Annotated in this window: 13 protein-coding genes and 2 rRNA genes; 13 read left to right on the top strand and 2 right to left on the bottom strand. The window is 65.4% G+C overall.

The window, feature by feature from the left end:
- Both ADBZ5U_RS10340 and rrf read left to right on the top strand, forming a co-directional pair.
- Nucleotides 1-162: ribosomal RNA gene (locus ADBZ5U_RS10340) — 23S ribosomal RNA — on the top strand; the annotation flags it as partial.
- Nucleotides 163-281: 119 nt separating this feature from the next.
- Nucleotides 282-394, top strand: a 5S ribosomal RNA gene (rrf, locus tag ADBZ5U_RS10335).
- A gap of 123 nt (nt 395-517) precedes the next feature.
- Here the strand turns inward: rrf and ADBZ5U_RS10330 are convergent.
- Complete coding sequence (locus ADBZ5U_RS10330; RefSeq protein ID WP_526265059.1) at nt 518-1,042, bottom strand: methylated-DNA--[protein]-cysteine S-methyltransferase; 525 nt, start codon at nt 1,040-1,042, stop codon at nt 518-520.
- Between the two features lie 117 nt (nt 1,043-1,159).
- Here ADBZ5U_RS10330 and ADBZ5U_RS10325 point away from each other — a divergent pair, with 117 nt between their 5' ends.
- The 9 genes from ADBZ5U_RS10325 to ADBZ5U_RS10285 all read left to right on the top strand — a co-directional run bounded on the left by ADBZ5U_RS10325 (nt 1,160) and on the right by ADBZ5U_RS10285 (nt 9,135).
- Nucleotides 1,160-1,801: a hypothetical protein gene (locus ADBZ5U_RS10325; protein ID WP_526265057.1), complete on the top strand. Its 642-nt coding sequence runs from the start codon at nt 1,160-1,162 to the stop codon at nt 1,799-1,801.
- Between the two features lie 151 nt (nt 1,802-1,952).
- A complete protein-coding gene (locus tag ADBZ5U_RS10320) occupies nt 1,953-2,603 on the top strand; it encodes a hypothetical protein (RefSeq protein ID WP_526265055.1) in 651 nt (216 codons plus the stop codon).
- 124 nt (nt 2,604-2,727) lie between these two features.
- On the top strand, nt 2,728-3,378 hold the full coding sequence (locus ADBZ5U_RS10315; RefSeq protein WP_526265053.1) for a hypothetical protein: 651 nt from the start codon (nt 2,728-2,730) through the stop codon (nt 3,376-3,378).
- Between the two features lie 265 nt (nt 3,379-3,643).
- Nucleotides 3,644-4,264, top strand: a complete 621-nt coding sequence (locus ADBZ5U_RS10310; protein WP_526265051.1) for a hypothetical protein — start codon at nt 3,644-3,646, stop codon at nt 4,262-4,264.
- Nucleotides 4,265-4,472: 208 nt separating this feature from the next.
- Complete coding sequence (locus ADBZ5U_RS10305) at nt 4,473-5,114, top strand: hypothetical protein (RefSeq protein ID WP_526265049.1); 642 nt, start codon at nt 4,473-4,475, stop codon at nt 5,112-5,114.
- Between the two features lie 111 nt (nt 5,115-5,225).
- Nucleotides 5,226-7,151 carry an acyl-CoA dehydrogenase family protein gene (locus tag ADBZ5U_RS10300; protein WP_526265047.1) on the top strand — a complete coding sequence of 642 codons (1,926 nt, stop codon included), beginning with the start codon at nt 5,226-5,228 and terminating at the stop codon, nt 7,149-7,151.
- A 167-nt stretch (nt 7,152-7,318) separates the two neighbouring features.
- Nucleotides 7,319-8,152 (top strand): SDR family NAD(P)-dependent oxidoreductase, encoded by an 834-nt coding sequence (locus ADBZ5U_RS10295; protein WP_526265045.1) that lies wholly within the window; start codon nt 7,319-7,321, stop codon nt 8,150-8,152.
- 75 nt (nt 8,153-8,227) lie between these two features.
- Nucleotides 8,228-8,899 carry an endonuclease NucS gene (nucS, locus tag ADBZ5U_RS10290; protein WP_526265043.1) on the top strand — a complete coding sequence of 224 codons (672 nt, stop codon included), beginning with the start codon at nt 8,228-8,230 and terminating at the stop codon, nt 8,897-8,899.
- Entirely contained in the window at nt 8,899-9,135 is a 237-nt protein-coding gene (locus ADBZ5U_RS10285) for an Rv1322 family protein (protein WP_526265041.1), read from the top strand. Before nucS ends, ADBZ5U_RS10285 begins: the two co-directional genes overlap by 1 nt.
- Before the next feature lie 4 nt (nt 9,136-9,139).
- On the opposite strand, the gene mce is transcribed toward ADBZ5U_RS10285, so the two are convergent.
- Complete coding sequence (gene mce, locus ADBZ5U_RS10280) at nt 9,140-9,607, bottom strand: methylmalonyl-CoA epimerase (protein ID WP_526265039.1); 468 nt, start codon at nt 9,605-9,607, stop codon at nt 9,140-9,142.
- A gap of 93 nt (nt 9,608-9,700) precedes the next feature.
- Here mce and ADBZ5U_RS10275 point away from each other — a divergent pair, with 93 nt between their 5' ends.
- Nucleotides 9,701-10,879, top strand: a complete 1,179-nt coding sequence (locus tag ADBZ5U_RS10275) for a thiolase family protein (protein WP_526265037.1) — start codon at nt 9,701-9,703, stop codon at nt 10,877-10,879.
- Nucleotides 10,880-10,961: 82 nt separating this feature from the next.
- Nucleotides 10,962-11,832, top strand: an 871-nt coding sequence (locus ADBZ5U_RS10270; protein WP_526265035.1) for a tetratricopeptide repeat protein, incomplete at its 3' end; no start/stop codon positions are given.

The following is an 11,832-nucleotide window of genomic DNA, read 5'->3' as shown; positions in this document are numbered from 1 at the left end:
TAACCGCTGAAAGCATCTAAGCGGGAAACCTTCTCCAAGACCAGGCTTCTCACCCTTTTAGAGGGATAAGGCCCCCCGCAGACCACGGGATCGATAGACCAGACCTACAAACACAGCAATGTGTGCAGGGAACTGGCACTAACCGGCCGAAAACTTACAAAAAAACCACAAAAACTCGCAACCACACAATCCACACATCGTGAAAACACCCACCCCACCACCAAACACACCCCACACACAAGGTGTGCACACACAGGGCAACTCAACAATTTACATAAAGTTACGGCGGCCATAGCGGCAGGGAAACGCCCGGACCCATCCCGAACCCGGAAGCTAAGCCTGCAAGCGCCGATGATACTACCCACACGGGTGGAAAAGTAGGACACCGCCGAACACAAATTAGGAACGCCCCCCGAGAAATCGGGGGGCGTTCCCCCATTCCCGGCAAGCACAATTAAATCGGCCCCCGATTGCTGTGGGGCCAGGCAATTTCGGCTTTAACCGCGTGCCGCCGAATTCACTCGGCCGAAAAGCTCGTATCGGCCTGCTTGTTCGTTTTCTCGAGCGCCAGCAGAAGCCTTTTCCGGTCCAGTCCGCCGCCGTAGCCGGTCAGTCCTCCCGATGAGCCGATCACCCGGTGGCACGGGACGATGATCCCCACCGGATTGCGCCCGTTGGCCAGGCCCACGGCGCGGGAAGCGCCCGGGGCGCCGATCCGTTCGGCGATCTCGCCGTACGAGCGCGTTTGGCCGTACGGAATCGTCTGCAGCGCCGCCCAGACGCGGCGCTGAAAATCGGTCCCGGCCAGCTCGAGGTCTACGTCGAATTCGGTCAGTGAGCCGGCGAAATAAGCCTCGAGCTGATCGGCGACCGCCCTGAAAGCGTCACCGTCGGCGGGCTCCCACCCGGAACGGTCCGGCTCGTGGCTCTGGTCGGCCATCCGCAGGTGCGTCAACGTCGCGCCGACGCCGGCCAGCGTGAGCGGGCCCAGCGGACTGTCGACCACCCGGTAGCGAACAGGCTGAGGAGGCCGGTGCGACACGTTCCCGATCCTCGCACAGTCGTATCGGGGCACAGTCGCGACCCGGATTGCAAACACGAATCGTCTCGCCATACGATCGGAGCCGAACGTACATTGCTGAACAACTCAGGAGGATTTATGGGAGCCACCATCGACCAGGGCGTTGCCGGAAAGCTTCAGTGGTTGCGCGACTCGGCGGGTGCCCATTCCGGCGCCGCGGCCGACGCGACGTGGGCGTGGATCGAGGATCTGGGCAACCGGTCCAAGGCCGACCCCGCCCGTTCCGACGCCGAGTTGAACGAGCTGTTCAACCTGGGCACCGTCCCGGCCGATCTGGACGGCCCCACCAACGGCATCGCGGTGATGTTCACCATGCAGGCCCTCGCCGATCCCGTTCTGCGGACGGTCATCGGGTTGGCGAAGCCGTGGAAGGGCAAGAAGTTCGACAGGGCCAACGCCGAGGGCATCAACCGGATGACCAAGAGCATGTCGGTGGTCAGCAAGGCTATCTGGCCGCTGTACACGATGAAGGACAACGCCGGCGAGAAGAACGCCTTCGAGTTCAAGACCTTCGTCGAGCCGTCCGTGGAAAACGCCAATGTCAACGTCCTGGTCATCGACTACAAGGACGTCGCGTCGAACCCGAGTCTGATCATCCGCAAGATCCGCGACGAGCTCGTCGAGCTGGTGCCCGGTGTGTACCTGGGCAAGATCATGTACCGGCTGGGTTCGGGCAACCACACCAAGCTCGGCTACTTCGCGCTGCGCACTCCGCGCTGACTCCCCCCGGCGCCCGGGCGGCGGATGCATGGCGGTAGCAGACCGCACCGTCGCCGCCCGGGTAGTCGGCGTTTTCTGAAATTCCTGCGATACGGCAACCCCCCCCGCGTACGCTTAAGAGTCTCTGAACTCCGCCTACCGGGAGGCATTCATGACCAGTCAAGGCATCATGGAGCAGGGGATTGGCGCAAGGCTTGCTGCGTTGCGCGAAGCGGCGAACTCCGACTCCGCCGGCGCCGCCAAGATGGCGTGGGCGTGGATTCACGAGATGCGCGATCTCTCCAAGCTCGACGAGGATGCCGCAGACGCCCATCTCAACGCGATGTTCGGTCTGGGAACCCCTCCGGCCGACCTGGACGGCCCCACCGAGGGCACCCTTGTCATGACCACCATGGACGACAGGCTCGACAAAGCGATCGACTTCGTCTGGAAGATGTGGAGGCCCTGGGAGGGCAAGAGGTTCGACAACGTGCACGACACCGGCATCAACCACATGACCACGGGCATGTCGATCGTCGGCAAGCTGGTCTGGCCGCTGTACTCCATGAAGGAGGACCCGGCCGGCGAGAAGTGGGCCTTCGACTTCAACACCTTCGTCGAGCCGTCCGCGGATGATTCGAGCGTCAACGTCATGGTGATCGACTACAAAGACGTCCCGTCGAACCCCAACCTGCTGATCCGCCACATCCGCGATGAACTCGTCGAGATGGTGCCCGGCGTGTACCTCGGCAAGATCCTGTACCGGCACGAGTCGGGCGAGCACACCAAGATCGGCTACTTCGCGCTCCGCACCCCGCGCTGACTTTCACTGAAGGCCTGCGAAACGGCAAGCCCCCCGGTAGCGTAAATTTTCGCCGACGAAATCTACATCGGCGCGGAAATTTCTGAAACCCGCATAAACGTGCGGCTCGAACCGGGAGGTTTTCATGGCAAGTCAAGGCACCATGGAGCAGGGAGTGGCCGCGAGGCTTGCCTCGCTGCGCGAATCGGCGGGTTCCGACGCCGGCGGCGCCGCGGACGCTGCGTGGGCGTGGATCAAGGAAATGGGTGAGTTGTCCAAGAGCGACCATGATGGCGCGGACACCCAACTCAACGAGATGTTCCGCCTGGGCGACGCCCCCCCGATCGACCTCAACGGCCCCACCGAAGGCATCCTGGTGATGTTCACCATGGAGGACCATGTCGATGCCGTTCTGCGGCCCCTCATCTTGGCTGCGAAGCCGTGGGACGGAAAGAAATTCGACGCCGAACACCACACCGGCATCAACTCCATGTCCAAGGGCATGTCGATCGCCGGCAAGTTCTTCTGGCCGCTGTACACGATGAAGACGGACTCGGACGGCCACAAGTGGGCCTTCGACTTCAAGACCTTCATCGAGCCGTCCGTGGACGACGCCAACGTCAACGTCTTTGTGATCGACTACAAAGACGTCGAATCCAACCCCAACCTGGTCGTCAAGAAGGTCCGCGACGAGATGGTCGAGTTGGTGCCCACCGTGTACCTCGGCAAGATCATGTACCGGCTCGATTCGGGTGATCACACCAAGCTCGGCTACTTCGCGCTGCGTACGCACTGACCCGCGCGTGCCCGGGCGGCGGAATCGACGGTGACGGTCGCTGACCGTGCCGCCGCCGCCCGGGTGCACGGCACCTCTTGACACGCCCGGGCGGCGGGTGCACTGGCGGTAGCGGACCGCCCCGCAGAGTGGCGGCTTTCCGTAAAAATCCCTGCGATACGGCAACATCCGCGCGTACGATTGGGTGTCTCTGAAGATGCCCGCAGACCGTGCGGCCGAACCGGGAGGGATGTTTATGGCAAGTCAAGGCACTATGGAGCAGGGAGTGGCCGCACGGCTCGCGTCGCTGCGCGAATCGGCGGGTTCCGACGCCGGCGGCGCCGCGGACGCTGCGTGGGCGTGGATCAAGGAAATGGGTGAGTTGTCCAAGAGCGACCATGATGGCGCGGACACCCAACTCAACGAGATGTTCCGCCTGGGCGACGCCCCCCCGATCGACCTCAACGGCCCCACCGAAGGCATCCTGGTGATGTTCACCATGGAGGACCATGTCGATGCCGTTCTGCGGCCCCTCATCTTGGCTGCGAAGCCGTGGGACGGAAAGAAATTCGACGCCGAACACCACACCGGCATCAACTCCATGTCCAAGGGCATGTCGATCGCCGGCAAGTTCTTCTGGCCGCTGTACACGATGAAGACGGACTCGGACGGCCACAAGTGGGCCTTCGACTTCAAGACCTTCATCGAGCCGTCCGTGGACGACGCCAACGTCAACGTCTTTGTGATCGACTACAAAGACGTCGAATCCAACCCCAACCTGGTCGTCAAGAAGGTCCGCGACGAGATGGTCGAGTTGGTGCCCACCGTGTACCTCGGCAAGATCATGTACCGGCTCGATTCGGGTGATCACACCAAGCTCGGCTACTTCGCGCTGCGTACGCACTGACCCGCGCGTGCCCGGGCGGCGGAATCGACGGTGACGGTCGCTGACCATGCCGCCGCCGCCCGGGTGCACGCACCGAACGATTTGCGGCAGCCGCAGCCGAATAGGCCAGATTGTTTCCCCGATAACGCTGCGAGTTGGCACCCTTTCTCAATACGATCCACTCACATCAGCCCGCTACCCTGCGGCACAGACCAAATCAGGAGGAACCATGGGGACCGCAATCGACCAGGGCGTGGCCGGAAAGCTTGCGTGGTTGCGTGACTCGGCGGGTGCCCACTCCGATGCCGCGGCCGACGCGACGTGGGCGTGGATCGAGGATCTGGGTAAGCGCTCCAAGGCCGATCCGGCAGGTTCCGACGCCGAGCTGAACGAGCTGTTCAACCTGGGCACCGCCCCGGCCGATCTGGACGGCCCCACCAACGGCATCGCGGTGATGTTCACCATGCAGGCCCTCGCCGATCCCGTTCTGCGGACGGTCATCGGGTTGGCGAAGCCGTGGAAGGGCAAGAAGTTCGACAGGGCCAACGCCGAGGGCATCAACCGGATGACCAAGAGCATGTCGGTGGTCAGCAAGGCTATCTGGCCGCTGTACACGATGAAGGACAACGCCGGCGAGAAGAACGCCTTCGAGTTCAAGACCTTCGTCGAGCCGTCCGTGGAAAACGCCAATGTCAACGTCCTGGTCATCGACTACAAGGACGTCGCGTCGAACCCGAGTCTGATCATCCGCAAGATCCGCGACGAGCTCGTCGAGCTGGTGCCCGGTGTGTACCTGGGCAAGATCATGTACCGGCTGGGTTCGGGCAACCACACCAAGCTCGGCTACTTCGCCCTGCGCACTCCACGCTGACTCCGCACCAATCCCCACCGGTGTTGACCCCCGGCCCCGTGCCGCCCCAGGCGGACCCGGGGTCGGGGGTTATCCATGTGACTTTCGAATGAGCAAAGAAGGGGACCGGCCATGACCACCACGAGTGAACATCTGCAACGAGTGCTCGATGGGCGCTGGCGCGACACCAAGCAGATGATCCGCGAGAAACTCGCGCTGGAGATCTTCCGTCCGCACTTCACCCCCACCAAGGCCGTCGCCCGCGCGCGGGTCAACGAGCAGCTGAGGATCATCGCGGCCGCCGGGGCGGCCGAGGACGGCTTCAGGAAGGATCACGGCGGCACCGGCGATGCCGGGGCAGCGGTCACCAAGATCGCGATGCTGGCGATGTCGGACCTGTCGCTGATGGTCAAGACCGGAGTGTTGTGGGGTCTGTTCGGCGGCGCCATCGAGAATCTGGGCACTGAGCGTCACCAGGAGGCCTACGTACGTCCGCTGATCACCTTGGACCTGCTCGGCTGCTTCGCGATGACGGAGACCGGGCACGGCAGCGACGTGCAGCACATTGAGACCACCGCCACCTACGATCCGGATACCGAGGAGTTCGTCGTCAATTCCCCGACGCCGTCCTCGCGTAAGGACTATATCGGCGGTGCGGCCGAAAGTGCCACGGTGGCAGCTGTTTTCGCCCAGCTGATCACCAAAGGGGAGAACCACGGCGTGCACTGCATCGTGGTGCCGATACGCGACGCCGACGGAAAGGACATGCCCGGCGTGCGGACCTGGGACTGCGACTACAAAGGCGGTCTTCCCGGCGTCGACAACGGACGGATCATGTTCGACAACGTTCGGGTTCCCCGGGAGAACCTGCTGAACCGGTTCGCCGACGTCGCGCCGGACGGCACCTACAGTTCCCCGATCGAGAACTCCAACCGGCGCTTCTTCGCCATGCTCGGGACGCTGGTCCGCGGCCGCATCACGGTCGGGGCAAGTGCCGCGCAGGCGGCCCGGGTGGCCCTGGACATCGCCGTTCGATATGCGTTGCAGCGCAGGCAGTTCAATGCCGCGGGCGAAGATCGCGAAGTGCCGATAATGGACTATCTGATGCATCAGCGCCGCCTGCTGCCCTTCATTGCGCAGTCCTACGCGCTGCAGTTCGCTGAGAACGAACTGGTGTCGGCAATGCACGATCAGGAAACCGCCGCGGTTCGCGACCTCGAGGAGCAACGCCGCCTGGAGGCCAGGGCTGCGGGACTCAAAGTGCTCAGCACCTGGCATGCCAGTGCGGCGATCCAGGAGGCCCGGGAGGCCTGCGGTGGCGCGGGCTACCTGGCGGAGAACCGCCTGGTCGAACTGCGTGCCGACACCGACGTGTTCACCACCTTCGAAGGCGACAACCACGTCCTGCTGCAACTGGTGGCGAAGCACCTGCTGACCGAGTACAACGACGACGTCAAGAGCATGAGCCCGTTCGAATGGGTTCGGTTCGCCGCCAACTACGCCGGCGAACGCGTTCTCATAAGGACTGCCGCCGAGACGATCATGCAGACGATCCTCGACACCCGTCAGGACAACGAGGAAGAGGGCAGCCTGTTCAACCGCGGCACCCAGGCCAAGATGTTCGAAGACCGCGAGCAGCACCTGCTCTCGTCGCTGGCGCGCCGGCTACAGCGCAACTCCAAGAAGATGTCGGCGTTCGACGCCTTCAACGTCGCGCAGGACCACGTCATGCACACCGCGCGCGCCCACGTCGACCGCACCTTGCTGGAGGCGTTCATCGCCGGTATAGACCGCTGCGACGACCCGACGGCGCGCCGGATACTCGAGATGGTTTGCGATCTCTACGCGCTGACGGTCATCGAGGCCGACAAGGCCTGGTTCATGGAGAACAGGCTGCTGTCCACCGAGCGCGCCAAGGCGGTGACCCGCGCGATCAACGAGCGGTGCCGGACACTGCGCCCGCATGTCGAGACCCTCGTCGACGCCTTCGGCATCCCTGCGCAGCTCAGAGATGCCGAAATGCTTCACCCGGAACGACTTCCGGCCCCGGGATCGTGAGCCATCGCCGACCGCGATTCGTGGTACGGCAGATCGGACGCGACGTATACTGCTCTGACGCCGGCGTCCTTGAGCGCCGGCGCGAGCAGTGGCTGGCAGCCATGCCGGTCGTCAGGCGTGCGATGACCCATTGCCCGGTGATGCGGGCCAGAGCAGGAGGCTGAATCATGCCCAATCCCATCCCGCTGAAAGGCGCCGCGGTCGCGATCACCGGTGCGGCCCGCGGAATCGGCTACGCGACCGCCAAGGCATTCGTCGATGAGGGGGCACAGGTGTTCATCGGCGACCTCGACGCCGATCTGGCCAAGTCGGCCGCCGATGAACTCGGTTGTGTCGGTGGCGGAGTCGACGTCCGCTCGCGGGAGTCCTGGGGCGAGTTCCTGGCCGGAATCAAGCCTCCGCTTCAGGTTCTGGTCAACAACGCCGGCATCATGCCCGCGGGCCGATTCGTCGACGAGTCCGACTCCGTCACCGACGCGATCATCGACGTCAACCTCAACGGCATGCTGCGCGGAACGAAACTGGTCCTGCCCGGCATGCTCGAGCGCGGCTCGGGCCACATCGTCAACGTGGCGTCCTATCTTGGCGAGATGCCCGCCGCCGGGCTGGCCACCTACTGCGCCAGCAAGCATGCGGTGGTCGGGTTCAGCGAGTCCCTTCGCGACGAACTGGCCGGCACCGGCGTCACCGTGACGACGGTGATGCCGTCAGCGGTGCGCACCGAACTGGTGGCCGGGGTGCAGCTCGGCGGTGTGCTGCCGACCGTGGACCCCGAGGACATCGCCAAGGCCGTCGTCGGGACCTGCCGGGGCCGCACCGCCATCGTGGCGGTTCCGGCGTGGATGCGCAGCTACGAGGCCGCCTCGGCCCTGATTCCCGACAGGATGCTCGGCGCGATCCGTGGCCGGATCACCCGGCAGCGGGTGCTGAGCACCCTCGACTCGGATGCGCGGGCCGCGTACGAGGAGCGGGTCAAGCGCGGGGCCGCCAAAGACAAGTAGCCGGGTTATCGGCGGGGGACCGGCGCGAGCCGCGCCCTCGTCGCAGTCGCCTCGGCCCACACCTATGCTGAATCGGTGCGACTCGTGATCGCCCGGTGCACTGTCGACTACCTGGGCCGGCTGACCGCCCACCTGCCCTCGGCGCGGCGACTGTTGCTGGTCAAGGCCGACGGGTCGGTCAGTGTGCATGCCGACGACCGTGCCTACAAGCCGCTGAACTGGATGAGTCCACCGTGCCGGCTAACGGAGACAGCCGACGGCGAGGTTCCGGTGTGGCTGGTGGAGAACAAGTCCGGCGAGCAGTTGCGCATCACCATCACCGAGATCGAGCACGACTCCAGCCATGACCTGGGCACGGATCCGGGACTGGTCAAGGACGGCGTCGAGGCACATCTGCAGGAGCTCCTGGCCGAACACGTCGAACTGCTGGGGGAGGGCTACACCCTGGTGCGCCGGGAGTTCATGACCGCGATCGGCCCGGTGGACATCCTGTGCCGCGACGCCCACGGCCGCTCGGTTGCCGTCGAGATCAAGCGGCGCGGCGATATCGACGGGGTGGAACAGCTGACCCGGTACCTGGAGTTGCTCAACCGCGATCCGCTGCTGGCGCCGGTCGCCGGGGTGTTCGCGGCCCAGCAGATCAAACCGCAGGCGAAGACGCTGGCTGAAGACCGCGGAATCCGTTGTTTGACATTGGATTACGATTCGATGCGCGGGATGGACAGCGACGAGTTCCGGCTGTTCTGATGTTCCGGCGGGTCGAGTGCGGGCCGGACGGCCACGACTACGAAGTGGTCTCGATCCCCGGCGCCAGGGCCGTCAAGACCTACCGCTGTCCCGGGTGTGATCACGAAATCCGTTCCGGCGTTCCCCATGTGGCGGTGTGGCGGACCGACGACACCGACGGTGAGGATCGGCGGCACTGGCACACGCCCTGCTGGTCGAAGCGGGCCGACCGCGGACCGACCCGCCGGAGGGGTTGAACGCTCAGTGCCGGGCGGGCTCGACCAGTTCCACCAGGACGCCACCGGCGTCCCTCGGGTGGATGAAGTTGATCCGGGAGTTCGCCGTGCCGCGCCGCGCCGCGTCGTACAGCAGCCGCACGCCGTTGTCGCGCAGTTGCGCCGACAGGGCGTCGAGATCGCTGACCCGGCAGGCCAGCTGCTGGATGCCGGGCCCGCGCTTGTCGAGGAATCTGGCGATGGTGCAGGTCTCGTCCAGCGGTGCCATCAGCTGAATCCGGGCGCTGCCGTCCGGAGCGCCGCGCGCGGCCAGCATGGCCTCGCGCACCCCCTGATCGGCGTTGATCTCCTCGTGGACCAGGATCATGCCGAGGGTGTCGTGGTACCAGGCGATCGCGGCGTCCAGATCAGGCACCGCGATGCCCACATGGTCGATCGCGGTGACCAGAGCGCTCGCCAGCAGTGCGCGGGCGTCGACGTGCTCAGTCGTCATAACAACACGGTAACCTCTCGCGCAGGCGGTTGGTCAGCCATGGCCCGGATCGCATTCCATGACCACCGCGGGTGGATGTCTTAGGAGGAAGAGATGACGAAGTCTGTGATCGTTGCTGGAGCCCGGACACCGATCGGGCGGCTGATGGGTTCGCTGAAGGACTTCTCGGGCAGCGACCTGGGCGCGGTCGCGATCCGCGGGGCCCTGGAGAAGGCCGGAGTCGAGGCCTCGCTGGTCGAGTACGTGATCATGGGTCAGGTGCTCACCGCCGGGGCCGGCCAGATGCCGGCCCGGCAGTCCGCGGTGGCCGCCGGTATCGGCTGGGACGTGCCCGCGCTGACCATCAACAAGATGTGCCTGTCCGGTATCGACGCCATCGCACTCGCCGATCAGTTGATCCGCGCGGGCGAATTCGATGTCGTGGTGGCCGGTGGTCAGGAATCCATGTCGAAGGCCCCGCACCTGCTGATGGACAGCCGCGCGGGTTACAAGTACGGCGACGTGACGGTCAAAGACCACATGGCCTACGACGGCCTGCACGACGTGTTCACCGATCAGCCGATGGGTGCGCTCACCGAGCAGCGCAACGACGCCGACAAGTTCACCCGCCTCGAGCAGGACGAGTTCGCCGCCGGGTCGCACCGGAAGGCGGCTGCGGCGTGGAAGGACGGCGTATTCGCCGATGAGGTTGTGCCAGTGCAGATTCCGCAGCGCAAGGGTGATCCCATCGAATTCGGCGAAGACGAAGGAATTCGAGCCAACACCACGGCCGAGTCGTTGAGCGGGCTGCGTCCGGCGTTCCGGAAGGACGGCACCATCACCGCCGGTTCGGCCTCGCAGATCTCCGACGGCGCCTGCGCCGTGGTGGTGATGAACAAGGCCAGGGCTGAAGAACTCGGACTGACCTGGCTCTGCGAGATCGGTGCGCACGGCAACGTCGCCGGTCCGGACTCGACACTGCAGTCCCAGCCGGCCAACGCGATCAAGAAGGCCGTCGCCCGCGAGGGCATCACCGTCGACCAACTCGACGTGATCGAGATCAACGAGGCGTTCGCGGCGGTGTCACTGGCATCAGCCCGGGAACTCGGCGTCGACCCGGAGAAGGTGAACATCCACGGCGGCGCGATCGCCGTGGGACATCCCATCGGGATGTCGGGGGCGCGGATCACCCTGCACGCGGCACTGGAGTTGTCCCGCCGTGGTTCGGGGTACGCGGTGGCCGCACTGTGCGGCGCCGGGGGGCAGGGCGACGCCCTGATCCTGCGCGCCTGAGTTTGCCGGGCGGCCACTGCGGCCAACCGGGACGTCGACCTGTGACGTTGGTCATAACCGTCTTCGTGCCAGACTTGTGGATGTGACGCGTCCTCGCCCGAGAATCGCACCGGTGATGACCGGAGCGGTCGATCTGTCCGGTCTGAAGAAACCCGCTGCCGGCGACGGCGCCGACGGTGGCGTCGAGATCACCGAGGCCAACTTCGAGGCCGAGGTGTTGGTGCGCTCCTCGGAGGTGCCTGTCGTCGTGCTGCTGTGGTCGCCGCGCAGCCGGGCCTGCCTGGAGATGCTCGACGCACTGGGCGCGCTGGCGTCCGCCGACGCGGGCAAATGGTCGCTGGCGTCGGTCGACGTCGACGCCGTGCCGCGGGTGGGCGCGATCTTCGGCGTCGAAGGTGTGCCCACGGTGGTGGCGCTGGCCGGGGGCCAGCCGTTGAACAGTTTCGAGGGCCCGCAGCCGCCCGAGCAGTTGCGCCGCTGGATCGACTCGCTGCTGGCGGCCACCGCCGGCAAGCTCTCCGGGGGCGGCGAGGCCGAGCCGCCGGTGGATCCCGGACTCGCCGAGGCCCGGGAGAAGTTGGACGCCGGCGACTTCGTTGCCGCCGCGGCGGCTTACCAGGCGATCCTCGACGCCGATCCCAAGCATGCCGAGGCCAAGGGCGCGTTGCGTCAGATCTCATTCCTGCAGCGGGCGTCGTCACACTCGCCCGGCGTCGTCGCGGTGGCCGACGCCGCGCCCGACGACATCGACGCGGCGTTCGCCGCGGCCGACGTCGAGGCTCTCGGCCAGGATCCCACCGCGGGGTTCGACCGGCTGATCGGTCTGGTCAAACGCACCAGCGGGGAGGATCGCACCCGGGTGCGGACTCGATTGATCGAGTTGTTCGAGTTGTTCGACCCGGCCGACCCGGCCGTGATCGCCGGTCGCCGGAATCTCGCCAACGCCCTGTACT

It is taken from the genome of Mycobacterium sp. (assembly GCF_040398885.1).
GTDB lineage: Bacteria > Actinomycetota > Actinomycetes > Mycobacteriales > Mycobacteriaceae > Mycobacterium.
This window is presented reverse-complemented; position numbering and strand designations above follow the sequence as displayed.

Coding starts and splice junctions, on each gene's coding strand:
- ADBZ5U_RS10315 (WP_526265053.1), top strand. CDS start 2,728: ATGGCAAGTCAAGGCACCATGGAGCAGGGAGTGGCCGCGAGGCTTGCC.
- ADBZ5U_RS10285 (WP_526265041.1), top strand. CDS start 8,899: ATGTTCCGGCGGGTCGAGTGCGGGCCGGACGGCCACGACTACGAAGTG.
- mce (WP_526265039.1), bottom strand. CDS start 9,607: ATGACGACTGAGCACGTCGACGCCCGCGCACTGCTGGCGAGCGCTCTG.
- ADBZ5U_RS10320 (WP_526265055.1), top strand. CDS start 1,953: ATGACCAGTCAAGGCATCATGGAGCAGGGGATTGGCGCAAGGCTTGCT.
- ADBZ5U_RS10305 (WP_526265049.1), top strand. CDS start 4,473: ATGGGGACCGCAATCGACCAGGGCGTGGCCGGAAAGCTTGCGTGGTTG.
- ADBZ5U_RS10300 (WP_526265047.1), top strand. CDS start 5,226: ATGACCACCACGAGTGAACATCTGCAACGAGTGCTCGATGGGCGCTGG.
- ADBZ5U_RS10295 (WP_526265045.1), top strand. CDS start 7,319: ATGCCCAATCCCATCCCGCTGAAAGGCGCCGCGGTCGCGATCACCGGT.
- ADBZ5U_RS10325 (WP_526265057.1), top strand. CDS start 1,160: ATGGGAGCCACCATCGACCAGGGCGTTGCCGGAAAGCTTCAGTGGTTG.
- ADBZ5U_RS10275 (WP_526265037.1), top strand. CDS start 9,701: ATGACGAAGTCTGTGATCGTTGCTGGAGCCCGGACACCGATCGGGCGG.